Raw genomic sequence first — 21845 nt, 5'->3', positions numbered from 1 at the left:
GCAGAAAGCCGCCCGAGATTCCCGCATGACCGACTCCCAGACCGCTGCCGAACGCATCGCCCAGCTGCGCAGCGAACTCGATGACCACAACTACCGCTACTACGTGCTCGACGAGCCGAGCGTGCCGGACGCCGAGTACGACCGCCTGTTCCGCGAGCTGAAGGCGCTGGAAGCCGAGCATCCCGAGCTGATCACCCCGGAGTCGCCGACCCAGCGCGTTGGCGGTGCGGCCGCTTCGGCTTTCGGCGAGGTGCGTCATGAAGTGCCGATGCTCAGCCTGGGTAACGCCTTCGAGGAACAGGACCTCAACGACTTCGACCGCCGCGTGCGCGAAGGCCTGGCGGACCAGTTGCCGTCTTCCGACCTGTTCGGCGGCGGCGCCGAAGTGGAGTACAGCTGCGAGCCCAAGCTCGACGGCCTGGCGGTCAGCCTGCTGTACGAGAATGGCGTGCTGACCCGCGGCGCCACCCGTGGCGACGGCACCACCGGTGAGGACATTAGCGTCAACGTGCGCACCATCCGCAATGTGCCGCTGCGCCTTAAGGGTGAGGGCTGGCCGGCGGTGCTGGAAGTGCGCGGCGAGGTGTTCATGTCCAAGGCCGGTTTCGACGCGCTCAACGAGCGGCAGATGGAAGCCGGTGGCAAGACCTTCGCCAACCCGCGCAACGCTGCCGCCGGCAGTCTGCGCCAGCTGGATTCGAAGATTACCGCCAGCCGCCCGCTGGAGTTCTGCTGCTACGGCTTCGGCCGGGTCGAGGGCGGTGCGCTGCCCGGCACCCAGGTCGATATCCTCGAAGCCCTCAAGGGCTGGGGCATCCCGATCAGCCGCGAGCTGAAACTGGCCAAGGGCGTCGAGGGTTGCCGCGCCTATTACGAAGACATCGGCGCGCGCCGCGACAGCCTCGCCTACGAGATCGACGGCGTGGTGTTCAAGGTCAACCGCACCGACTTCCAGCGCGAGTTGGGCTTCCGCGCCCGCGAGCCGCGCTGGGCCATCGCGCATAAATTCCCGGCGCGGGAAGAGCTCACCGAACTGCTCGACGTGGAATTCCAGGTCGGCCGTACCGGTGCGGTAACGCCCGTGGCGCGCCTGAAGCCGGTGCAGGTCGCCGGTGTGACTGTATCCAACGCCACCCTGCACAACATGGACGAGGTGGCGCGCCTGGGCCTGATGATTGGCGACACCGTGATCATCCGCCGCGCTGGCGACGTGATCCCGCAGGTCATGCAGGTGGTCACCGAACGCCGCCCGGCCGATGCGCGCCCGGTGCAGATTCCCACCCAGTGCCCGGTGTGCGGCTCGCAGGTGGAGCGCACTCAGCTGGTCAAGCGCAGCAAGGGCAAGGAGTCGGTCAGCGAAGGCGCCATCTACCGTTGCGTCGGCCGACTGTTCTGCCAGGCGCAGCTCAAGCAGGCGATCATCCATTTCGTCTCGCGTCGCGCCATGGATATCGACGGCCTCGGTGACAAGATCGTCGAGCAACTGGTGGACAAGGGCCTGGTGAAATCCCCGGCCGACCTCTACACCCTGACCTTCGAACAGGTCATCGAGCTGGAAGGCTTTGCCGAAGTCTCCACGCGCAACCTGCTTACTGCCATTGCCGACAGCCGCAAGCCGGCGCTGGCGCGCTTCGTCTTTGCCCTGGGTATCCCGGATGTCGGCGAGGAAACCGCCAAGCTGCTGGCCCGCTCACTGGGTTCGCTGGCGCGCGTCCGCAAGGCGCTGCCGGAAGTGCTCACCTACCTGCCGGATGTCGGCGGTGAAGTGGCCTACGAGATCCACAACTTCTTCGGCGACGAACACAACCGCGAAGTCATCGACCAGTTGCTGGCGCGCGGCATCGAGCTGCAGGAGGAGGGCGAGGTTTCCGCCGAATTCGCCGCCGTGGCGACGCTGGCCGGCTTCATCGACAAGCTGAACATCCCCTTCATCGCCGCCACCGGCGCCGAGAAGCTGGCCGACAAGACCGGCAGCCTCGATGCGCTGGTTGCACTCAGCCGCGACTGGCTGGACCTCAGCACGCTCAAGGGCGTCAACGAGAAGGCCAAGCAGTCGGTGCGCGAGTACTTCGCCGATGCCGCCCGCGTCGAGCGCGCGAAAGCCGTCGAGGCGCAGCTGGCCGAGTTCGGCATGCACTGGCGCAGCGAGCGCAAGGTCGTCGAAGGCCTGCCGCTGGCCGGCCAGACCTGGGTACTCACCGGCACCCTGGAAGCCATGAGTCGCGACGTCGCCAAGGAAAAGCTCGAAAGCCTGGGCGCCAAGGTGGCCGGCTCGGTCTCGGCCAAGACCCATTGCGTGGTCGCCGGACCGGGAGCGGGTTCAAAGTTGGCCAAGGCCCAGGAACTCGGCGTCGCCGTGATGGACGAAGAACAGCTGGTCAAGCTGCTCGCCGACCATGGCGTAGGCGCGTGACACGTCTTTCATTCAGATCAACGCATCAAGATCACTGTATCTAGGAGTCAATCCATGCCCATGACCAAGGACCAACTGGTTCGCGATATCGCCGAATCCCTCGACCTGACCCAGGCCGCCGTGCGCGGCGTGTTCGAGCAACTGGCGCAGATCGCCCAGGACGCCCTGGAAAACGACGGCGAGCTGACCCTGCCGGGTATCGGCAAGCTCAAGGTCAGCGAGCGCGCCGCCCGCACCGGCCGCAACCCGCAGACCGGCAAGACCATCGAGATCGCCGCGAAGAAGGCGGTGCGCCTGGTGCCCGCCAAGGCCCTGGTCGACAGCCTGAACTGATCGGTCGGCCCGTTCCGTGTGACATGGAGCGGGCCATCCGTGAGCGGAGAGCAAGATGGACAAGGCAAGAAAGCAGCGCCTGATCGGCGTTGGCGCGCTGGTGCTGCTGTTCGGGGCCTACGTGGCCTGGACCGAGCGTCCGCAGATCGTCCTGCATTATGAAAGCGCGGGCGGGCCGGCGGTCAGCTACAGCTTCAAGGAAAACAACGAGGAAACCCTCGCGGGCGACATCAAGCCGGGCGAGGCGCGCGCCTTCCCGCTGCGCCTGTGGCGTTCCGGCGAGTACCGGGTCGCCTTCCAGTTCCACCAGGGGGCGGAGCGCTATTCCACCTTCAGCACCCGTCCGGGCTACAGCAAGATGGATCTGTACATCGGGCCGAACCTGGAAGTCTCCACCCAGCCTCGGCCCGAAGGGCTGCTCCAGGCCCAGTAACGTTCGTTACAGGTACTCGGCCACCAGCACGACATTGCGCTTGTCCGCCGCGACGCCACCCTTGGCGATCGCGCGGATGACGCTGTCGGTGCTGCCGCTGGCTGCCACCCCTTGCCCCAGCGCCTTGCCCTGGGTGTCGGTGAGCCGGTAGCTGACGCTCGGCAGCGCGCCGCGCGGCTCGTTGAGCATCATCGTCATCGCCTGGGCGCAGTCGCTCAGGCGCACTCGCGCACTCGCGGCAGTCACTTCGCTGAGGCCGACCTGGCAGGTCGGCTCGACCACGGCGCCGCTGAAGCGAACGATGCCGTCGTAGGCCATCGCCTGGGCGCAGAACAGCAGGGCAACGAGAGGGGTGGTTTTCAGTGCGGCAGACACGGACATCGGGCATTCCTCGCTCGGTCATGGTCCGTCACGACGTGACGGGTTCTTCCCTAAGCGTCGGCGCAATTAGAAATTTCTTAATGTTTTGTAGGGCGATTCCGTGAGTTGCGTTGCTGATTCGTGAGCAATGTCAGGAATCACACGTAGGACGCAGCTAAGTGCTTGAAGTACTTGTAACTTGCGCGCGAGTCGCTACAATGGCGCGGCTCGCCGATCTGGCGAGCTCTCGCGATGGTGGCCCTGTCGGTCCCCCCGCAACGATTACTCGCTTACCTGGTCAGGTCCGGAAGGAAGCAGCCAAGGCGGGGACATTGTGTGCCGGGGTGTGGCTGGCGGGGCCGCCTCCATTTCGGGGCCAGGAAAATCTTCCGCCCGTCGATCCTGTCGCAGCGCACCGCCTCAGCGGTAGTGATCCAGGATCTGCTCGATCTTTCCCGATGCCTTGATCTTCGCCAGTGCCGAGAGCACCTCGTCGGTGTGCACCTCGGGGCTGTCCAGCACCATGCAGGACAGTGGCGTTTCCTCGATCACGCTGGCGATCTGCAGGCGCTCCGCCTCGGGCAGTTCACGGTTGAACCAGTTCAGCGCGAACTCGCTACTGATCGCGTACTGATAGCGGCCGATGCGCAGCTTCTTCAGCACCAGTTCCTGGTTGCGCGCTTCGTCGCGGGTCAGCCAGTGACTGTCCAGCAGTGGCTGCAGGCGCGGGTAGTGGTAGCCCAGCACGGTGCCGATGGACTGGCTCGATATGCTTTCCAGCCTGTCCGCCGGGGCATCGCGGGTCACCAGCAGGTCGCGCTGCACCATCAGCGGCACCGTCCAGCGGTAATCGCTGAATTCGTGCTCGATCCAGGTGCGCGAGACGTAGCAGCGCACGTCCACCGAATGGGTCAGCAGGGCCTGTTCGATGCGCGCGCGCGGCACGATGTGGAAGGCCGCAGTGCGGCCCAGTTCGTGCGCCGTCTCGTTGAACAGCTCGAAGAGGATGCCGCCGGTCAGTTCGCCATTCTCGATCTGCGCCAGCGGCATCGCCCAGCTGTCGACCACCGAGAAGCGCAGGGGACGGTCGTCGGCCTGGGCAAGAGTGGCGGTCAGCAGCAGGGCGGTGGCAAGGAAGCGCATCAAGGCTCCGTTGATGGCAGAACGACGACACAATGCCGTGTAGCCCGGCCCTTGCCAAGATGCGACAACGACCGGTGCGGACATCGGGTGCAATTTACGGTCCGCTTCGCTAGGATTAGCGCACTTCTGCTCACCTGTCGCGATGGATTTCAATGAGTTATCAGGTTCTTGCCCGCAAATGGCGTCCGCGCTCGTTCCGCGAAATGGTCGGCCAGACCCATGTGCTCAAGGCCCTGATCAACGCGCTGGACAACCAGCGCCTGCACCACGCCTACCTGTTCACCGGTACCCGCGGCGTGGGCAAGACCACCATTGCGCGCATCCTGGCCAAGTGCCTGAACTGCGAGACGGGTGTCAGCTCGACTCCTTGCGGTCAGTGCTCGGTGTGCCGCGAGATCGATGAGGGCCGCTTCGTCGACCTGATCGAAGTCGACGCCGCCAGCCGCACCAAGGTCGAGGATACCCGCGAGCTGCTCGACAACGTGCAGTACTCCCCGACCCGTGGGCGCTACAAGGTCTACCTGATCGACGAAGTGCACATGCTCTCCAGCCACAGCTTCAACGCCCTGTTGAAGACCCTGGAGGAGCCGCCGCCCCACGTGAAGTTCCTGCTGGCCACCACCGACCCGCAGAAGCTCCCGGTGACCATCCTCTCGCGCTGCCTGCAGTTCTCCCTGAAGAACATGCCGCCGGAGCGCGTGGTGGAGCACCTGACCCACGTCCTGGGCGCCGAGAACGTGCCGTTCGAGGACGATGCGCTGTGGCTGCTCGGCCGCGCCGCTGATGGCTCCATGCGCGACGCCATGAGCCTGACCGACCAGGCCATCGCCTTCGGCGAGGGCAAGGTGCTGGCCGCTGATGTGCGCGCCATGCTTGGCACCCTGGATCACGGCCAGGTCTACGGTGTGCTCCATGCGCTGCTGGAMGGCGATGCCCGTGCGCTGCTGGAAGCCGTCCGCCACCTGGCCGAGCAAGGCCCGGACTGGGGCGGCGTACTGGCCGAAATGCTCAACGTGCTGCACCGCGTGGCCATTGCCCAGGCGCTGCCCGAAGCCGTGGACAACGGCCAGGGCGACCGCGACCGCGTGCTGGCACTGGCCCAGGCGCTGCCGGCCGAAGACGTGCAGTTCTACTACCAGATGGGCCTGATCGGCCGCCGCGACCTGCCGTTGGCGCCCGATCCCCGCGGCGGCTTCGAGATGGTGCTGCTGCGCATGCTGGCGTTCCGCCCTGCCGATGCCGATGGCGCGCCCAGGTCACCACTAAAGGACCTGGGGATCAGCAAGGCCACGGCTGATTCCAACCCGAACCCAGTGGCCGGCGCCGCCGTTGCAGCGCCGGTTGCAGCCATTGCTCCGCCGCCCGCAGCGCCTGCGCCGGTTGCTCCCGTAGCCCCGGCTGCCCAGGTTGCGCCGCCCGTTGCTGCGCCGCAGCCTCAGGCGGCTCCGGCTCCGGTGGTGGAGGCAGCGCCTGTTGCTGCGCCCGCGCCGGTCGTCGAAGCCGCACCGGCTCCGGTCGAAGCGCAACCGCAAGTGATCGCCCCAGTAGAGCCGGCCCCGGTAGCTGAACCGCAGCCGGCAGTTGCCGAAGCACCGGTCGACCTGCCGTGGGATGAACCTTCCGCACCGGTTGCCGCGGCTCCCGCAGCAGTCGAGCCTGCTGCACCTGCACCTGCACCTGCACCTGCACCTGCACCTGCACCTGTAGCGGCAGCTCCGGCTCCTGCGCCGGTGGCTGCCCCGACGCCAGTGCAAGCTCCCGCACCTGTGGCGGCAGAAGCCCCGGCCGACGATGACGATCGCGACGACGAGCCGCCGCCCGCCGAGGACTACTACGAAGTCGACATGGAGTCCTACGGCTACCTCGAAAGCGAGGCTCCGCAGGAGCAGGCCGAGCCGGAACCCGAGCCCGCCGCCATGCCCGCCACCGGCCTTGCCGCCGAATGGCTTGACCTGTTCCCGCGCCTGGGCCTGGCCGGCCTCACCGCCAGCATCGGCGCCAACTGCACCCTGGTGGCGGTGGACGGCGACAACTGGCACCTGCACCTGGACCCGGGCCAGAGCGCGCTGTTCAACGCGACCCAGCTGCGCCGCCTGAACGATGCGCTGAACCAGTTCCACGGCCGCACCCTGACCCTGCAGGTCACCCAGCAGAAGCCCGAGCAGGAAACCCCGGCCCAGGCCGCCGCGCGCAAGCGCGCCGAGCGCCAGCGCCAGGCCGAGGCGTCGATTGCCGCCGACCCCTATGTGCTGCAAATGAAGCAACAGTTCGCCGCGGTGGTCCGCGACGGTACAATTGAACCCCTGGAGGCGAAGGCCTGAGCCTGCGCTGACGACCGAACGAATCGAGGAACTCGACATGATGAAAGGTGGCATGGCCGGCCTGATGAAGCAGGCCCAGCAGATGCAGGAAAAGATGCAGAAGATGCAGGAAGAGCTGGCCAACGCCGAAGTGACCGGTCAATCCGGCGCCGGCCTGGTGAGCGTGGTGATGACTGGTCGCCACGACGTCAAGCGCGTCTCCCTGGATGACAGCCTGATGCAGGAAGACAAGGAAATCCTCGAAGACCTGATCGCCGCCGCGGTGAACGACGCCGTGCGCAAGATCGAGCAGAACAACCAGGACAAGATGTCCGGCATGACCGCCGGGATGCAACTGCCGCCCGGCTTCAAGATGCCCTTCTGATCCAGGCATCCAACTGACCTGTAGGAGCGAGCTTGCTCGCGAACGCTCTACCGGCACACGTGGCCGAGCAGGGTTCGCGAGCAAGCTCGCTCCTACAGTCGTTCTACCCCCTGAAAAATCTCCCGAGACCGCCCCATGAGCTTCACGCCGCTGATCCGCCAACTGATCGATGCCCTGCGCACCCTGCCCGGAGTGGGGCAGAAGAGTGCCCAGCGCATGGCGCTGCAGCTGCTGGAGCGTGACCGCAGCGGCGGCCTGCGTCTGGCCCAGGCGCTGACCCAGGCGATGGAGGGCGTTGGCCACTGCAAGCAGTGCCGCACCCTGTCCGAGGACGAGTTCTGCCCGCAGTGCACCGACCCGCGCCGTGACGACAGCCTGCTGTGCGTGGTGGAAGGCCCGCTGGACGTGTTCGCCGTCGAGCAGACCGGCTACCGCGGCCGCTACTTCGTGCTCAAGGGGCACCTGTCGCCGCTGGACGGCCTCGGCCCGGAAGCCATCGGCATTCCCGAGCTGGAAGCGCGGATCAAGGCCGGCAGCTTCAGCGAGATCATCCTCGCCACCAACCCCACGGTGGAAGGCGAGGCGACCGCCCACTACATCGCCCAGCTGCTCGGCGGCGGCGACCTGGTGCTGTCGCGCATTGCCCATGGCGTACCGCTGGGTGGCGAGCTGGAACTGGTAGACGGCGGCACCCTGGCCCACGCCCTGGCAGGGCGCCGGCCGATCAGCAGCTAACCGCCGGCAAGGCGCAGCAACTCGCGATCATCCATCCGGTAGGCAAGCCACTGGCTTTCGCGCCGGCCGCCCAGGCGCGTGTAGAAGCGCTCTGCCGCGTCATTGCCGACCAGAACATCCCAGAGCAGGCGGCCCGCGCCTTGTTCCAGCGCCCACTGCGCCACGCGCCGCAGCAGCTGTTCGCCTACGCCGCCGCCGCGTTCACCCTGGACGACATACAGCTCCTTGAGTCGGACGCTCGGGCGTAGATCGAAGGTGAAGGCCAGGCTCCGGACGACGGCGTAACCACAGATCGCATCGGTCTCGGCGACGAAAACCTGGCATTGCGCCGCTGCGCCAAAGGTGCGGGTGAGCAGGGCGTCGGCGTCTACTGCGAAGTCATCGAGATAGCCTTCGAATTCCGCCAACGCGCGCATCAGGTCGAGCACGGCTGGAACATCTTCCGGCCGTGCTTCGCGGATGCTCAGCAGGCGCACGAGATGCCTTCCGCCTGGCTGCGTGACGCGTCGCTGTCGGAGCCGGCCAGCGCCAAGCCCTCGTCCAGCCAGCCGGTCACCCCGCCGATCATCTCCTTCACCGGCAGACCCAGTGCGGCGAGCTTCGCAGCGGCGCGGTGCACGCCGTTGCAGTGCGGCCCGGCGCAGTAGACGACGAACAGCGTGCCTGCGGGAAACTGCGCCATGCGCCGTGCATCGATCTCCCGGCCGGGCAGGTTCAGCGCGCCGGGGACGTGCCCGCGAGCGAACGCGGCAGCGTTGCGCACATCAAGCAGGACGAAATCCTGCTCGCCGTTCTGCAGCGCGTGGTTGACGTCGGAACAGTCGGTCTCGAAGGCCAGGCGATGGCTGAAGTGAGCGAGGGCGTCGGCGGGCAGGGCGGCGGGGAACTGGCTGACGAGGCTGGGCATGGCAAGGCTCCTGGGGAAAGTGGGAGCACTGTATGTGGCTGCCGGAGTCGGCTACAGTGGCGGCCTGGACAGTGATCGGAAGTTTTCCGCCAAATGCCGCGCAATCCCCTGGACGTCGCCATTCTCGCCTACGACGGTCTTTGTACCTTCGAATTCGGCATCGCCGTGGAAATCTTCGGCCTGCCACGGCCCGAGTTCGATTTTCCCTGGTATCGCCACCGGGTCGTCGCTGCCGATTCAGGGCCGATGCGCGCCATGGGTGGCATCCAGGTGCTGGCCGATGGCGGGCTGGAAGCCCTCGACACGGTGGGCACAATCATCGTGCCGGGCTGGCGGGACCGTGCCGAGGCGCCATCCGCCGAGCTGGTGCAGGCGCTGTGCAAGGCCCACGCGGAGGGCGCGCGGCTGCTGTCGATCTGCTCCGGTGTTTTCGTCCTGGCCGCCACCGGCCTGCTCGACGGCCAGCGGGCGACTACGCACTGGCGCTATGCCGAGGAACTGGCGGCACGCTTCCCGGCCATCGAAGTCGATGCCCAGGTGCTTTACGTGGATGCCGGGCAACTGATCACCTCCGCCGGCAGTGCAGCGGGTATCGACGCCTGCCTGCACCTGGTGGCGCGGGATTTCGGCACCCAGGTCGGCAACACCGTCGCCCGCCGCCTGGTGATGTCGCCGCAGCGTGGTGGAGGCCAGGCGCAGTTCATTCCCGCGCCAGTGGCGAAAGCGCCCCGGCACGACCTCGCCGGGCTGCTGGACTGGGCCCGGCATCGGCTGGAGCGGTCGATCAGCGTTGGCGAACTGGCAAGCCGCGTGGCGATGAGCGAGCGCACCTTTCTGCGCCGTTTCAGCGAGGCCACCGGCATGACGCCCAAGGCCTGGCTGCAGCACGAGCGCATGGCCCGCGCCCGCGAGCTGCTGGAAAGCAGCGCCGACAGCGTCGAGCGGATCGCCGAGCAATGTGGTTTCGGCACCGTGGAAAGCTTCCGCAATGCTTTCCGTGGAGTGGCCGGGGTGGCACCCTCGGCGTACCGCGAGCGCTTCGGGACGGCGCATCTGTCCTAGCCGATGGCGGGTATTTCGCCTTGAAAACCAAGCAAGCGCTCGGTAAGTTTCAGGCAAATCGTCTGGAGCCTTGCCATGTCCGTGTTCGCCGAATACTTCGATGACAGCCACCGCCTGGTCCGTGACAGCGTGCGGCGCTTCGTCGAGCGGGAAATCCTCCCCTACGTCGCCGACTGGGAGGAGGCCGAGGAGTTTCCCCGCGAGCTTTACCGCAAGGCGGGCGAGGCCGGCATTCTCGGCATTGGCTACCCCGAGGCGCTCGGCGGCAGCCACGAGGGCGACCTGTTCGCCAAGGTYGCGGCCAGCGAGGAGTTGATGCGTTGTGGCTCTGGCGGGCTGGTGGCGGGGCTGGGCTCGCTGGATATCGGCCTGCCACCGCTGATCAAGTGGGGCCGCCCGGAGCTGCGCGAGCGCATCGCACCTCAGGTGCTGGCCGGCGAGAAGATCATGGCGCTGGCAGTCACCGAGCCGTCCGGCGGCTCCGACGTCGCCAGTCTGAAGACCCGCGCGGTGCGCGACGGCGACCACTATCGCGTCAGTGGCAGCAAGACCTTCATCACCAGCGGCGTGCGCGCCGACTACTACACCGTGGCCGTGCGCACCGGCGGCGATGGCTTCGGCGGCGTCAGCCTGTTGTTGGTGGAGAAGGGCACTCCCGGCTTCACCGTCAGCCGTAAGCTGAAGAAGATGGGCTGGTGGGCGTCGGATACCGCTGAACTGTTCTTCGACGACTGCAAGGTGCCGGTGGAGAACCTCATCGGTGCCGAGAACATGGGCTTCGCCTGCATCATGGCGAATTTCCAGAGCGAGCGCCTGGCGCTGGCGATCATGGCCAACATGACCGCGCAACTGGCGCTGGACGAGGCGCTGGCCTGGAGCCGCGAGCGCGAGGCGTTCGGCAAGCCGGTCGGCAAGTTCCAGGTGCTCAAGCACCGGCTGGCGGAGATGGCCACCCAGGTCGAGGTGTCCCGCGAATTCACTTACCGCCAGGCGGCGAAGATGGCCGTCGGCAAGAGCGTGATCAAGGAAATCTCCATGGCCAAGAACTTCGCCACCGATGTCGCCGATCGGGTGACCTACGACGCGGTACAGGTGCTCGGTGGTATGGGCTACATGCGTGAGAGCCTGGTGGAGCGGCTGTACCGCGACAACCGCATCCTCTCCATCGGTGGCGGTACGCGGGAGATCATGAACGAGATCATCGCCAAGCAGATGGGGCTCTGAGCGACATGTAGGAGTGAGCTTGCTCGCGAACGCCTTGCACCTGGAATGACAGGAGTGAAGTGTGTTCGCGAGCAAGCTCGCTCCTACAGGGCCGGGCGCTATCCGCCGATGGTCCGGCGGCGGATAAAGCGTTCCGCTTTATGCGCCCTACGGTCTGMGTCCAGTGCCGAGCTTCCCTGTAGGAGCGGGCCATGCCCGCGATCGTGCGCGCATGGCGCGCTCCTGCAGGTCGAATCCGCTGTCAGCGCTTGGACAACTGCGCCTTGGCCACGCGCGAGCCGTTGGGCTTGTCGAGCACGGTGCAGATGCGCTGGCCGGCGTCGATCAGTTGGTCCAGGTCGATGCCGGTGTCGATGCCCAGGCCGTTGAGCAGGTAGAGCACGTCTTCGGTGGCGACGTTGCCGGTGGCGCCCTTGGCGTAGGGGCAGCCGCCCAGGCCTGCGACCGAGCTGTCGAACACCGCGATGCCTTCCAGCAGGCTGGCGTAGATGTTCGCCGTGGCCTGGCCGTAGGTGTCGTGGAAATGGCCCGCCAGCTGCGCACGCGGTACGCGCTGGCCGACGACTTCGAACATGTGGCGGGTGGCGCCGGCGGTGCCCACGCCGATGGTATCGCCCAGGGATACTTCGTAGCAGCCCATGGCGTGCAGTTCCGCGGCGACGGCAGCGACCTGAGCTGCGTCCACTTCACCCTGGTAGGGACAGCCGAGCACGCAGGAGACGTAGCCGCGCACGCGCACGCCGTGCTGGCGCGCCGCTTCCATGATCGGCACGAAGCGCTCCAGGCTCTCCTTGATCGAGCAGTTGATGTTCTTCTGCGAGAAGGCCTCGGAGGCGGCGGCGAATACCGCGACTTCCTTGACCTGGGATTCGAGCGCGGCCTCGAAGCCTTTCATGTTCGGTGCCAGCGCGGCATAGGTGACGCCGGCCTTCTGCTGGATGCCGGCGAAGACTTCGGCCGAGCCGGCCATCTGCGGTACCCACTTGGGCGAGACGAAGCTGCCGACTTCGATGTAGGAGAGGCCGGCGGCGGTGAGGTCGTCCACCAGGCGCACTTTGTCGGCGACGGCGATGGGCTGTTTCTCGTTCTGCAGGCCGTCGCGCGGGCCGACTTCGACCAGGCGGACGGATGGGGGCAGGGTCATGGAATGTCCTCTTTGAATTCGGGCGAAGGGCGGCTTTGGCTCTTCGTAGGAGCGAGCTTGCTCGCGAACCTCATCACTCCTGCACCTCAGGGTGCAACGCGTTCGCGAGCAAGCTCGCTCCTACAAATGCGGTTTCAAGCGGAAGTCGTGTAGGGTGCATAAAGCGAAACGCGTTATGCGCCCTACAAAAGCCGGTGTCAGGCCGGCGATTCTTCCAGCTCCACCAGCGCGGTACCTTCCGATACCAGCTCGCCTTCGCTGCAATACAGCGATTTCACCACGCCAGCGTGCGGCGCGCGAATGCTGTGTTCCATCTTCATGGCTTCGAGCACCACCAGCGCGGCGCCGGCTTCGACGCTCTGGCCGGGTTCGACGAGGATGCGCACGATGCTGCCGTTCATGGGAGCGCCCAGGCCGCCCTGGTGCGAGTGCGCGGCTTCGGCCTCGGCGATGGGGTCGAAGCGCTGCACGCCGACCAGTTCGCCGTTCCATTCCAGGTAGAGGCTGTCACCACGGCGGATCACCTGGTGGCGACGGCGAACTTCACCGTCCTTGACCTCCAGCCACTGACCGTCCAGCTTGGCGATACGCTGGCCGTCGGCATGACGCAGGCGCACTACCTGGGATTCGCCCTTGGCCAGCAGGTGCAGGTCGGTTTCGCCCGGCAAGCCGCTGCGCCAGCCGCTCTGGGCGGACCACGGCGAATGGGCGTCGTCGCCACGCACGCGGGCGGCTTCGCTCTGCACCCAGGCTTCGGCGGCGAGCTGCCAGAAGCGCTCGGGCAGGGCGGTGGCGGCGGGCAGCAGGGTGTCCTGGTAGCGGCCGATGAAGCCGGTATCCAGCTCGCCCTCGGCGAAGGCCGGGTGGGCCAGCACGCGGCGCAGGAACGCCAGGTTGGTCTTGAAACCACCGACGGCGGTTTCGCCGAGCATCGACAGCAGGCGCTGGCGCGCTTCCTCGCGGTTCTCGCCCCAGGCGATCAGCTTGGCCAGCATCGGGTCGTAGAACGGCGAGATGTCATCGCCCTCGCGGATGCCGCTGTCCACCCGGCGGCCGGGGCCGGCGGCGGGTTCGCGGTACAGCGCGAGATGGCCGCTGGCGGGCAGGAAGCCGCCTTCGGGGTCTTCGGCGTAGAGGCGTACTTCGATAGCGTGGCCGATCAGCGGAACCTGTTCCTGGGTGATCGGCAGTGGTTCGCCACGGGCGACGCGAATCTGCAGGGCGACCAGGTCGAGGCCGGTGATGGCTTCGGTGACCGGGTGCTCCACCTGCAGGCGGGTGTTCATTTCCATGAAGAAGAACTGGCCGCTGCCTTCGTCGTAGAGGAACTCCACGGTGCCGGCGCCGACGTAGCCGATGGCCTGGGCGGCGCGCACGGCGGCTTCGCCCATGCCCTGGCGCAGTTCCAGGGAGAGGCCCGGAGCTGGCGCCTCTTCCACCACTTTCTGGTGACGGCGCTGGATCGAGCAGTCGCGTTCGTTGAGGTACAGGCAGTTGCCGTGCTGGTCGGCGAACACCTGGATTTCCACGTGGCGCGGCTTGGTCAGGTACTTTTCCACCAGCATGCGCGAATCGCCGAAACCGGACTGTGCTTCACGCTGGGCGGATTCCAGCGCCTCGGCCAGTTCGGCTTCGCGCTCGACCACCTTCATGCCCTTGCCGCCACCGCCAGCGGCGGCCTTGAGCAGCACCGGGTAGCCGATGCGCTGGGCTTCGCGCTGGAAGGTCGCGTAGTCCTGCGCCTCGCCGTGGTAGCCGGGCACCAGCGGCACGCCGGCGGTTTCCATCAGCGCCTTGGCGGCGGATTTGCTGCCCATGGCGTCGATGGCGCTGGCCGGTGGGCCGAGGAACACCAGCCCGGCCTCTTCGCAGGCGCGGGCGAAGCCGGCGTTTTCCGAGAGGAAGCCGTAGCCAGGGTGGATTGCCTGGGCACCGGCGGCTTTCGCGGCAGCCAGGACGGCGTCCGCGCGCAGGTAGCTTTCAGCGGGTTTGGCGCCGCCCAGGTCGATGGCGATGTCTGCCTCTTCGACGTGGCGGGCGTTGCGGTCGGTGGCGCTGTGCACGGCCACGGTGGTCAGGCCCAGGGCCTTGGCAGTGCGCATCACGCGGCAGGCGATCTCGCCGCGGTTGGCCACCAGCAGGGTATCTATCTTCTTCATCAGACTTGCTCCTGCCAGGCCGGTTTGCGCTTTTCCAGGAAGGCGTGCAGGCCTTCCTGCCCCTCGGGGCTGATGCGGATGCGGGCGATGGCGGCTTCGGTGTAGCGGCGGCGCTCGGGGGTGAGTTCGCCGGCGCCGATTTCGTGGAACAGCGCCTTGCAGGCGACCAGGGCCGCCGGGCTGTTGTTCATGAGATTGGCGATCCAGGCTTCGGCCTTCGCGTCCAACTCGGCTGCCGGGTAGTGTTCGTCCACCAGCCCCAGCTCACGGCCGCGTACGCCATTGAAGCGCTCGGCTGTCATGGCATAGCGGGTGGCGGCGCGCTGGCCGATGGCCTTGGTGACGAACGGGCCGATGGTCGCCGGGATCAGGCCGATGCGTACTTCGGACAGGCAGAACTGCGCGTCCTCGGCGGCCAGCGCCATGTCGCAGCAGGCCACCAGCCCCAGGCCACCGCCGAAGGCCGCGCCCTGGACGATGGCCAGGGTCGGCTTGCTCAGCTGGTGCAGGTTGTAGAGCAGTTCGGCGAGCTGCTGGGCGTCGTTGAGGTTGCCCTGGTAATCCAGCTTCACCGATTCCTGCATCCACGCCAGATCGGCGCCGCCGCAGAAGTGCCGGCCACGGCCGCGCAGCACGACCAGGCGCACGCGCTCGTCGTTGGCCACGGCAGCCAGTGCCTGGATCAGCTCGGCGATGGTCTGGGCGTTGAAGGCGTTGTTCTTCTCCGGGCGATTCAGCCAGAGACTGGCGACGCCGCGCGGGTCGATATCGAGCTCGATGTTCTCGAAGGGGAAAGTCTGATAGTCGGTCATGGCAGCGGCCTTACATGCGGAAGACGCCGAAGCGCGTGGCTTCGACAGGCGCGTTGAGCGAGGCGGAAAGGGCCAGGCCGAGCACGTCGCGGGTCTGTGCCGGGTCGATGACGCCGTCGTCCCACAGGCGCGCGCTGGAGTAGTAGGGGTGACCCTGGCGCTCGTACTGTTCGAGGATCGGCGCCTTGATCTTCGCCTCGTCCTCGGCGGACAGCGCGTTGCCTGCGCGTTCGGCCTGCTCGCGCTTGACCTGGGCGAGCACGCCTGCGGCCTGCTCGCCACCCATCACGCCGATCCGCGCGTTGGGCCACATCCACAGGAAGCGCGGGTCGTAGGCGCGGCCGCACATGCCGTAGTTACCGGCGCCGAAGCTGCCGCCGATGATCACGGTGAACTTCGGCACCTGCGCGCAGGCCACCGCGGTGACCAGCTTGGCGCCGTGCTTGGCGATGCCGCCGGCCTCGTACTTCTGGCCGACCATGAAGCCGGTGATGTTCTGCAGGAACACCAGCGGGATACCGCGCTGGCAGGCCAGTTCGATGAAGTGCGCGCCTTTCTGCGCGGCCTCGGCGAAGAGGATGCCGTTGTTGGCGAGGATCGCCACCGGGTAGCCGTGCAGGTGGGCGAAGCCGCACACCAGGGTGGTGCCGAACAGTGCCTTGAACTCGTCGAATTCGCTGCCGTCGACCAGCCGGGCGATGATCTCGCGCACGTCGAAGGGCTGCTTGCTGTCCACCGGGATCACCCCGTACAGCTCGTCGCTGGCGTACAGCGGGGCGCGCGGAGCACGGGTGTTGAGCTGGCCCTGCTTGCTCCAGTTGAGGTTGGCGATGCAGCGGCGGGCGATGGCCAGCGCGTGCTCGTCGTCCTCGGCGTAGTGGTCGGCCACGCCGGAGGTCTTGCAGTGCACGTCGGCGCCGCCCAAGTCCTCGGCGCTCACCACCTCACCGGTGGCGGCCTTCACCAGCGGCGGGCCGGCGAGGAAAATGGTGGCCTGGTTGCGCACCATGATGGTCTCGTCGCTCATCGCCGGCACGTAGGCGCCGCCGGCGGTGCAGGAGCCCATCACCACGGCGATCTGCGGGATGCCCTGGGCGCTCATGTTGGCCTGGTTGAAGAAGATCCGGCCGAAGTGCTCGCGGTCGGGGAACACCTCGTCCTGGCGCGGCAGGTTGGCGCCGCCGGAGTCCACCAGGTAGATGCACGGCAGGCGGTTCTGCTGGGCGATGGTCTGGGCGCGCAGGTGCTTCTTCACGGTCAGCGGGTAGTAGCTGCCGCCTTTCACCGTGGCGTCGTTGCCGACGATCATGCATTCCACGCCTTCCACGCGGCCGATGCCGGCGACCACGCCGGCGGCGGCGACGTCTTCGCCATACACGTCATGGGCGGCGAGGGCGGAGACTTCGAGAAACGGCGAGCCGGCATCGAGCAGGCGGTTGATGCGCTCGCGCACCAGCAGCTTGCCGCGCGCGGTGTGCTTGGCCTGGGCGGCAGCGCCGCCGCCTTCATGGACGCGGCCGAGAACGGCGCGCAGGTCCTGGACGTTCTCCAGCATGGTCGCGGCGTTGGCGGCGTATTCCGGGGAGCGGGTGTTGAGTTGGGTGCCGAGGATGGTCATAGGGTCTCCACAAGCGAAGGTGGGCCTGTAGGAGCGAGCTTGCTCGCGAACAGCGTCCGCAGCGGGGCTGGTTCGCGAGCAAGCTCGCTCCTACAAGAGCAGGTTCAGCGGGTCTCGTTGAACAGCTCGCGGCCGATCAGCATGCGGCGGATTTCGCTGGTGCCGGCGCCGATCTCGTAGAGCTTGGCGTCGCGCAGCATGCGGCCGGTGGGGAACTCGTTGATGTAGCCGTTGCCGCCGAGGATCTGGATGGCGTCCAGGGCCATCTGGGTGGCGCGCTCGGCGGTGTAGAGGATCACCCCGGCGGCGTCCTTGCGGGTGGTCTCGCCACGGTCGCAGGCCTGGGCCACGGCGTACAGGTAGGCGCGGCTGGCGTTGAGCTGGGTATACATGTCGGCGACCTTGCCCTGGATCAGCTGGAACTCGCCGATGCTCTGGCCGAACTGCTTGCGGTCGTGGATGTAGGGGACGATCACGTCCATGCAGGCCTGCATGATGCCGATCGGGCCGCCGGCGAGGACCACGCGCTCGTAGTCCAGGCCACTCATCAGCACCTTCACGCCGCCGTTGACCGCGCCCAGCACGTTCTCTTCCGGCACTTCCACGTCATCGAAGAACAGCTCGCAGGTGTTCGAGCCGCGCATGCCCAGCTTGTCGAACTTGCTGCCACGGCTGAAGCCCTTCCAGTCGCGCTCGACGATGAACGCGGTGATGCCGTGGGCGCCTTTCTCCGGCTCGGTCTTGGCGTAGATCACGTAGGTGTTGGCGTCCGGGCCGTTGGTGATCCAGGTCTTGCTGCCGTTCAAGACGAAGCGGTCGCCGCGCTTCTCGGCGCGCAGTTTCATCGACACCACGTCGGAGCCGGCGTTGGGCTCGCTCATGGCCAGGGCGCCGATGTGTTCGCCGCTGATCAGCTTGGGCAGGTACTTGGCCTTCTGCTCGGCATTGCCGTTGCGCTTGATCTGGTTGACGCACAGGTTGGAGTGGGCGCCGTAGGACAGGCCGACCGAGGCCGAGCCACGGCTGATTTCCTCGATGGCGATGACGTGGGCCAGGTAACCCATGTTGGCGCCGCCGTATTCCTCCGCGACGGTGATGCCGAGCAGGCCCATGTCACCAAACTTCTTCCACATGTCCATGGGGAACAGGTTGTCGGCGTCGATCTGCGCGGCGCGCGGGGCGAGTTCGCTGGCGACGAAGCCCTGCACCTGCTCGCGCAGCATGTCGATGGTTTCGCCGAGGCCGAAGTTGAGGGAGGGGTAGCTCATGGGATCACCTGTACTTGTATTTGTAATCTGATGGGTGAATGGACCTGCTGCGCGTCGGCCATGCTGCGTTGAAAGCCGCCGAGAACTGCTCATTTACAAGCGTAAACTCCGCGTTCTCGGCGCCTTTCGCCTTGCCTGGCTCTAGCTCGCGAGGTCCAGGAGATTGTCTTAAACCGGTACGCGCTGCTTGCGGGGTTTGTCGGTCTCGGCCATGGCCGCCAGGCAGCGTTCCTCGGCCGTGTCCAGTTCCAGTTTCATCTGCTCGATGTCGAGCAACTGCTGTTCCAGCTGCGCGCGGCGCGCGGTGATCTTGTCGAGGAAGGTCTGCAGCTGCTTGGTGTTGCCGCTGCTGGGGTCGTAGAGGTCGATCAGCTCCTTGCACTCGGCCAGCGAGAAGCCGATGCGCTTGCCGCGCAGGATCAGCTTCAGGGCCACCAGGTCCTTGGCGCTGTAGATGCGCTCCTGGCCACGGCGCTCGGGGCTGAGCATGCCCTGTTCCTCGTAGAAACGGATGGCGCGGGTGGTGACGTCCAGTTCGCGGGCCAGTTCGGAGATGGTGTAGGTCGTGGGCATGGGAATGTTCTTGCTCGGTCGTTTACCTTTACGTTAACGTAAACCTGCCTTGGGTCACTGTCAATACAACTCGGAGGCGGCGCGGGAGGGTTTGCTGGCGCGGGAATTGCGTTGCGATCGCGATGAACCTTCCTACTAAGGGCTTCCCCTTTACTGACGCTGCCTGCGGGTGTACACAGCCCTGACCAGCCTGCGAGTTCCGTGCCCCCTACCTTTCTGAAGAAGGAGTGCGCGGAACCTACCGGAGCGATGCATGACGACAAGAACAATAAGCAGTGACCTGCTGCGCGAAGCCCACCTGGCCCGTGAACGCCTGCAACAGGAAGGCGAAGTCCCCAGCGGCGTGCTCCGCGAGGAAATCGACGCCTCCTGGCGGCGCAGCCTCGACCACGGCCTGGACTGCGCCAGCGGCACCGAGCACGGCCTCGACACGCGGGTCAAACCCGACGTGCTGCTGGCCGGCAACCGCCTGCTGCTCGATGCCGCCATCCCCGAACTCGACTACCTGCAACAGCGCCAGGGCCACGATGGCGTGATCATCCTGGCCAACGCCGACGCCACCATCCTCTCCGTCGAAGGCGCCCGCGAGCGCATGCAGAGCAAAGGCCTGGCCGATATCGTCCAGGGCGCCTGCTGGAGCGAAGCGTCGCGCGGCACCAACGCCCTGGGCACCGCGCTGGTGGAAAAGCGCGCCACGCAGATCGACTGCGGCGAGCACTTCCTCGACCGCCTGAGCCGTTTCTCCTGCACCTCGGTGCCCATCGAAGGGCCGCAGGGCACGCTGCTCGGCGTGCTCGACATGACCCGCGAAGGGCCGCTCTCCGGCCCGCGCGAAAGCCTCTCGCTGCTCAGCCTCGCGGTGTTCCAGATCGAGGCGCGGCTGTTTGCCGTCAGCCATCCGGGGCAGGTGGTGATCGCCTTCCATTACCGCCGCCAGTACCTCGATTCCGCCTGGCAGGGCCTGTTGGCGCTGGGGCTGGACGGCAAGGTACTGGCCGTCAGCGGCCAGGCCTGCCAACTGCTCGGTGCCAACCGTGAAAGCCTGGTGGGTCGGCGCAGCGAGGATTTCCTCGGCCTGCGCGGCGACCAACTGCTCGGCCGCCTCTACCAGGGCGGCGTCGGCAGCCTGCAGACGCCCAAGGGCGAGCTGTTCTACAAGACGCTGCAGGCACCGCTGCGCAGCCACGCGGTGCCGGTCAGCGCCCGCGCGCCGCGCCCGGCTGCCGGCCCCGAACTCGAAGCCCTCGCCGGCAGCCACCCGCGCTACGCCCGCGCCCTGCGCATGGCGCGCCAGGGTCTGGTGAACGAACTGCCGGTACTGCTGCTCGGCGAAACCGGCAGCGGCAAGGAAGTGGTAGCCCGCGCCCTGCACCAGGCCAGCGCGCGCAGCGACAAACCCTTCGTCGCGGTGAACTGCGCGGCGATTCCCGAAGGCCTGATCGAGTCCGAACTGTTCGGCTACCGCGACGGCGCCTTCACCGGCTCGCGCCGTGGTGGCATGGTCGGTCGGCTGCAACAGGCCCACGGCGGCACGCTGTTCCTCGACGAGATCGGCGACATGCCGCTGGCCCTGCAAGCGCGCCTCCTGCGCGTGCTGCAGGAGCGCAAGGTAGCGCCGCTGGGCGCCGGCGAGGAGCAGGACATCGACGTCGCGCTGATCTGCGCGACGCACCGCGACCTCAAGCGGCTGGTGGAGGAAAAGCACTTCCGCGAGGACCTCTACTACCGCGTCAACGGCATCAGCGTGAAGCTGCCGGCACTGCGCGAGCGCGACGACCTCGCCGAGCTTGCCACTGGCCTTCTTGCCCGCCTGGGCGCGCCCAGGGTGAAGCTCTCCGCCGAGCTGCTCGGCCTGCTGCGCGAGTACCACTGGCCGGGCAACATCCGCCAGCTGGAGATGGTCCTGCGCACCGCACTGGCCATGCGCGAGGAGGGCGAGACGGAACTGGGCCTCGACCACCTGCCCGACAGCACCCTGGACGAACTCGCCGCCGGTGAGCGTCCGCAGAGCGGCAGCATTCGCGAGAACGAACTGGAGCTGATCCGCCAGGCGCTGGAGCGCCATCAGGGCAACGTCTCCGCCGCCGCCGACGCGCTGGGCATCAGCCGTGCCACGCTGTACCGCAAGCTCAAGCAACTCAAGGTGGGCTGATGTTCTTCACCCGCCTGATCGACAGCGACGACCCGCAGCAACTCAAGGCTTCGCTGCGCTGGCTGTACGGCTTCGTGAAGCCGCACAAGGCGGCCATCGCCGGGCTGCTCGGGTTGTCGTTCTGCGCCTCGATCCTGGTCCTTGCGCAGCCCTGGCTGACCAAGACGCTGATCGACGACGGCCTGCTGGCGAAGGACTTCCCGGTGCTGGTGATGGTGGCCGGGGCGATGATCGTCGTCGGCCTGGTCGGCACGGCGCTGTCCGGCCTGAACCGCTACCTGCACACGCGCCTGTCCGGACGCATCCTGTTCTCCCTGCGCGATGCGCTGTACCGCCACCTGCAAACGTTGTCGCCGAGCTTCTTCGGCCGTCGCCGCATCGGCGACCTGATGTCGCGACTCGATGGCGACGTAGCCGAGATCCAGCGCTTCGCAGTGGACTCGCTGTTTTCCGCCGTCTCCAGCGTGATCGGCCTGGTTGGCGCGCTGGTGCTGCTGCTTACCCTGTCATGGAAGCTCTCGCTGCTGGTGGCGCTGCTGATCCCGCTGGATGTGCTCTGGCTGCGCTGGATGCGGCGCAAGGTGGAGCGCGAGGCGCGCGGCCTGCGTGAGCGTTCGGCGGACCTGTCGTCGTTCTTCGTCGAGACGCTGCCAGCGATGAAATTCATCCAGTCCGCCGGCCAGCAGTCCCGTGAATCCGGGCGTCTGGAAGGGCTGGGGCAGGGCTATCTCGGCCAACTGCTGAGACTGCAACTCACCGAGTTCTTCACCCAGGCGGTGCCGGGTACGCTGATGTCGCTGTCCCGCGCCTGCGCCTTCCTGGTC

At 66.9% G+C, this 21845-nt stretch carries 20 protein-coding genes and 1 other RNA gene; 11 read left to right on the top strand and 10 right to left on the bottom strand.

Features of this window, described 5'->3' with window-relative positions; translation table 11 throughout:
- The first annotated feature begins 25 nt into the window (after positions 1-25).
- The 3 genes from ligA to QO207_RS25715 are packed head-to-tail and all read left to right on the top strand — an operon-like array spanning position 26 to position 3179.
- The gene (gene ligA / locus QO207_RS25725; protein WP_301535089.1) at positions 26-2413 is read left to right on the top strand and encodes an NAD-dependent DNA ligase LigA; all 2388 of its coding nucleotides are present in this window, start codon (positions 26-28) and stop codon (positions 2411-2413) included.
- A gap of 30 nt (positions 2414-2443) precedes the next feature.
- Positions 2444-2746, top strand: a complete 303-nt coding sequence (locus QO207_RS25720) for an HU family DNA-binding protein (RefSeq protein WP_301535118.1) — start codon at positions 2444-2446, stop codon at positions 2744-2746.
- A 55-nt stretch (positions 2747-2801) separates the two neighbouring features.
- Positions 2802-3179 carry a hypothetical protein gene (locus tag QO207_RS25715; RefSeq protein ID WP_301535088.1) on the top strand — a complete coding sequence of 126 codons (378 nt, stop codon included), beginning with the start codon at positions 2802-2804 and terminating at the stop codon, positions 3177-3179.
- A 6-nt stretch (positions 3180-3185) separates the two neighbouring features.
- Here the strand turns inward: QO207_RS25715 and QO207_RS25710 are convergent, their stop codons facing one another.
- A complete protein-coding gene (locus QO207_RS25710) occupies positions 3186-3560 on the bottom strand; it encodes a hypothetical protein (RefSeq protein ID WP_301535087.1) in 375 nt (124 codons plus the stop codon).
- Between the two features lie 241 nt (positions 3561-3801).
- Here QO207_RS25710 and ffs point away from each other — a divergent pair.
- An RNA gene (ffs, locus tag QO207_RS25705) (signal recognition particle sRNA small type) lies at positions 3802-3898 on the top strand.
- Between the two features lie 61 nt (positions 3899-3959).
- On the opposite strand, the gene QO207_RS25700 is transcribed toward ffs, so the two are convergent.
- Complete coding sequence (locus QO207_RS25700) at positions 3960-4682, bottom strand: ABC transporter substrate-binding protein (RefSeq protein WP_301535086.1); 723 nt, start codon at positions 4680-4682, stop codon at positions 3960-3962.
- A gap of 152 nt (positions 4683-4834) precedes the next feature.
- Here QO207_RS25700 and dnaX point away from each other — a divergent pair, with 152 nt between their 5' ends.
- The 3 genes from dnaX (at position 4835) to recR (ending at position 8102) form a co-directional block, all read left to right on the top strand.
- The gene (gene dnaX, locus QO207_RS25695; protein ID WP_301535085.1) at positions 4835-7003 is read left to right on the top strand and encodes a DNA polymerase III subunit gamma/tau; all 2169 of its coding nucleotides are present in this window, start codon (positions 4835-4837) and stop codon (positions 7001-7003) included.
- Between the two features lie 37 nt (positions 7004-7040).
- Positions 7041-7367, top strand: a complete 327-nt coding sequence (locus QO207_RS25690; RefSeq protein ID WP_045209089.1) for a YbaB/EbfC family nucleoid-associated protein — start codon at positions 7041-7043, stop codon at positions 7365-7367.
- Positions 7368-7502: 135 nt separating this feature from the next.
- Positions 7503-8102, top strand: coding sequence for a recombination mediator RecR (gene recR, locus QO207_RS25685; RefSeq protein ID WP_301535084.1), 600 nt, complete (start codon positions 7503-7505; stop codon positions 8100-8102).
- On the opposite strand, the gene QO207_RS25680 is transcribed toward recR, so the two are convergent.
- Both QO207_RS25680 and QO207_RS25675 read right to left on the bottom strand, forming a co-directional pair.
- On the bottom strand, positions 8099-8578 hold the full coding sequence (locus tag QO207_RS25680) for a GNAT family N-acetyltransferase (protein ID WP_301535083.1): 480 nt from the start codon (positions 8576-8578) through the stop codon (positions 8099-8101). The two genes, recR and QO207_RS25680, sit on opposite strands and share 4 nt — an antisense overlap.
- Entirely contained in the window at positions 8566-9009 is a 444-nt protein-coding gene (locus QO207_RS25675; RefSeq protein ID WP_301535082.1) for a rhodanese-like domain-containing protein, read from the bottom strand. The genes QO207_RS25680 and QO207_RS25675 overlap by 13 nt, the downstream gene beginning before the upstream one ends.
- A 93-nt stretch (positions 9010-9102) precedes the next feature.
- Here QO207_RS25675 and ftrA point away from each other — a divergent pair, with 93 nt between their 5' ends.
- Together ftrA and QO207_RS25665 are read left to right on the top strand one after the other, a co-directional pair.
- Positions 9103-10071, top strand: a complete 969-nt coding sequence (gene ftrA, locus QO207_RS25670) for a transcriptional regulator FtrA (protein WP_301535081.1) — start codon at positions 9103-9105, stop codon at positions 10069-10071.
- 75 nt (positions 10072-10146) lie between these two features.
- Entirely contained in the window at positions 10147-11295 is a 1149-nt protein-coding gene (locus QO207_RS25665) for an acyl-CoA dehydrogenase family protein (protein WP_301535080.1), read from the top strand.
- 241 nt (positions 11296-11536) lie between these two features.
- Here QO207_RS25665 and QO207_RS25660 read toward each other — a convergent pair whose 3' ends face one another.
- The 6 genes from QO207_RS25660 to QO207_RS25635 all read right to left on the bottom strand — a co-directional run bounded on the left by QO207_RS25660 (position 11537) and on the right by QO207_RS25635 (position 18869).
- Complete coding sequence (locus tag QO207_RS25660) at positions 11537-12439, bottom strand: hydroxymethylglutaryl-CoA lyase (protein ID WP_301535079.1); 903 nt, start codon at positions 12437-12439, stop codon at positions 11537-11539.
- 197 nt (positions 12440-12636) lie between these two features.
- Entirely contained in the window at positions 12637-14598 is a 1962-nt protein-coding gene (locus QO207_RS25655) for an acetyl/propionyl/methylcrotonyl-CoA carboxylase subunit alpha (RefSeq protein ID WP_301535078.1), read from the bottom strand.
- Positions 14598-15410, bottom strand: coding sequence for a gamma-carboxygeranoyl-CoA hydratase (locus tag QO207_RS25650; RefSeq protein ID WP_301535077.1), 813 nt, complete (start codon positions 15408-15410; stop codon positions 14598-14600). The genes QO207_RS25655 and QO207_RS25650 overlap by 1 nt, the downstream gene beginning before the upstream one ends.
- Positions 15411-15420: 10 nt before the next feature.
- Positions 15421-17028 (bottom strand): carboxyl transferase domain-containing protein, encoded by a 1608-nt coding sequence (locus QO207_RS25645; RefSeq protein ID WP_151186620.1) that lies wholly within the window; start codon positions 17026-17028, stop codon positions 15421-15423.
- A gap of 104 nt (positions 17029-17132) precedes the next feature.
- Entirely contained in the window at positions 17133-18296 is a 1164-nt protein-coding gene (locus QO207_RS25640; protein ID WP_301535076.1) for an isovaleryl-CoA dehydrogenase, read from the bottom strand.
- 168 nt (positions 18297-18464) lie between these two features.
- Positions 18465-18869, bottom strand: a complete 405-nt coding sequence (locus tag QO207_RS25635) for a MerR family DNA-binding transcriptional regulator (protein ID WP_301535075.1) — start codon at positions 18867-18869, stop codon at positions 18465-18467.
- A 253-nt stretch (positions 18870-19122) separates the two neighbouring features.
- Here QO207_RS25635 and QO207_RS25630 point away from each other — a divergent pair, with 253 nt between their 5' ends.
- Together QO207_RS25630 and QO207_RS25625 are read left to right on the top strand one after the other, a co-directional pair.
- Positions 19123-21021 (top strand): sigma-54-dependent Fis family transcriptional regulator, encoded by a 1899-nt coding sequence (locus QO207_RS25630; RefSeq protein WP_301535074.1) that lies wholly within the window; start codon positions 19123-19125, stop codon positions 21019-21021.
- Positions 21021-21845: ABC transporter ATP-binding protein (locus QO207_RS25625; protein ID WP_301535073.1), on the top strand; the 825-nt coding region annotated here is incomplete at its 3' end. The genes QO207_RS25630 and QO207_RS25625, both read left to right, overlap by 1 nt.

It is taken from the genome of Pseudomonas sp. CAN1 (assembly GCF_030462585.1).
Classification (GTDB): domain Bacteria; phylum Pseudomonadota; class Gammaproteobacteria; order Pseudomonadales; family Pseudomonadaceae; genus Pseudomonas.
This window is presented reverse-complemented; position numbering and strand designations above follow the sequence as displayed.

Coding starts and splice junctions, on each gene's coding strand:
- QO207_RS25690 (WP_045209089.1), top strand. CDS start 7,041: ATGATGAAAGGTGGCATGGCCGGCCTGATGAAGCAGGCCCAGCAGATG.
- ligA (WP_301535089.1), top strand. CDS start 26: ATGACCGACTCCCAGACCGCTGCCGAACGCATCGCCCAGCTGCGCAGC.
- ftrA (WP_301535081.1), top strand. CDS start 9,103: ATGCCGCGCAATCCCCTGGACGTCGCCATTCTCGCCTACGACGGTCTT.
- QO207_RS25710 (WP_301535087.1), bottom strand. CDS start 3,560: ATGTCCGTGTCTGCCGCACTGAAAACCACCCCTCTCGTTGCCCTGCTG.
- QO207_RS25675 (WP_301535082.1), bottom strand. CDS start 9,009: ATGCCCAGCCTCGTCAGCCAGTTCCCCGCCGCCCTGCCCGCCGACGCC.
- recR (WP_301535084.1), top strand. CDS start 7,503: ATGAGCTTCACGCCGCTGATCCGCCAACTGATCGATGCCCTGCGCACC.
- QO207_RS25655 (WP_301535078.1), bottom strand. CDS start 14,598: ATGAAGAAGATAGATACCCTGCTGGTGGCCAACCGCGGCGAGATCGCC.
- QO207_RS25700 (WP_301535086.1), bottom strand. CDS start 4,682: ATGCGCTTCCTTGCCACCGCCCTGCTGCTGACCGCCACTCTTGCCCAG.
- QO207_RS25635 (WP_301535075.1), bottom strand. CDS start 18,869: ATGCCCACGACCTACACCATCTCCGAACTGGCCCGCGAACTGGACGTC.
- QO207_RS25715 (WP_301535088.1), top strand. CDS start 2,802: ATGGACAAGGCAAGAAAGCAGCGCCTGATCGGCGTTGGCGCGCTGGTG.
- QO207_RS25645 (WP_151186620.1), bottom strand. CDS start 17,028: ATGACCATCCTCGGCACCCAACTCAACACCCGCTCCCCGGAATACGCC.
- QO207_RS25660 (WP_301535079.1), bottom strand. CDS start 12,439: ATGACCCTGCCCCCATCCGTCCGCCTGGTCGAAGTCGGCCCGCGCGAC.
- QO207_RS25640 (WP_301535076.1), bottom strand. CDS start 18,296: ATGAGCTACCCCTCCCTCAACTTCGGCCTCGGCGAAACCATCGACATG.
- QO207_RS25650 (WP_301535077.1), bottom strand. CDS start 15,410: ATGACCGACTATCAGACTTTCCCCTTCGAGAACATCGAGCTCGATATC.
- QO207_RS25630 (WP_301535074.1), top strand. CDS start 19,123: ATGACGACAAGAACAATAAGCAGTGACCTGCTGCGCGAAGCCCACCTG.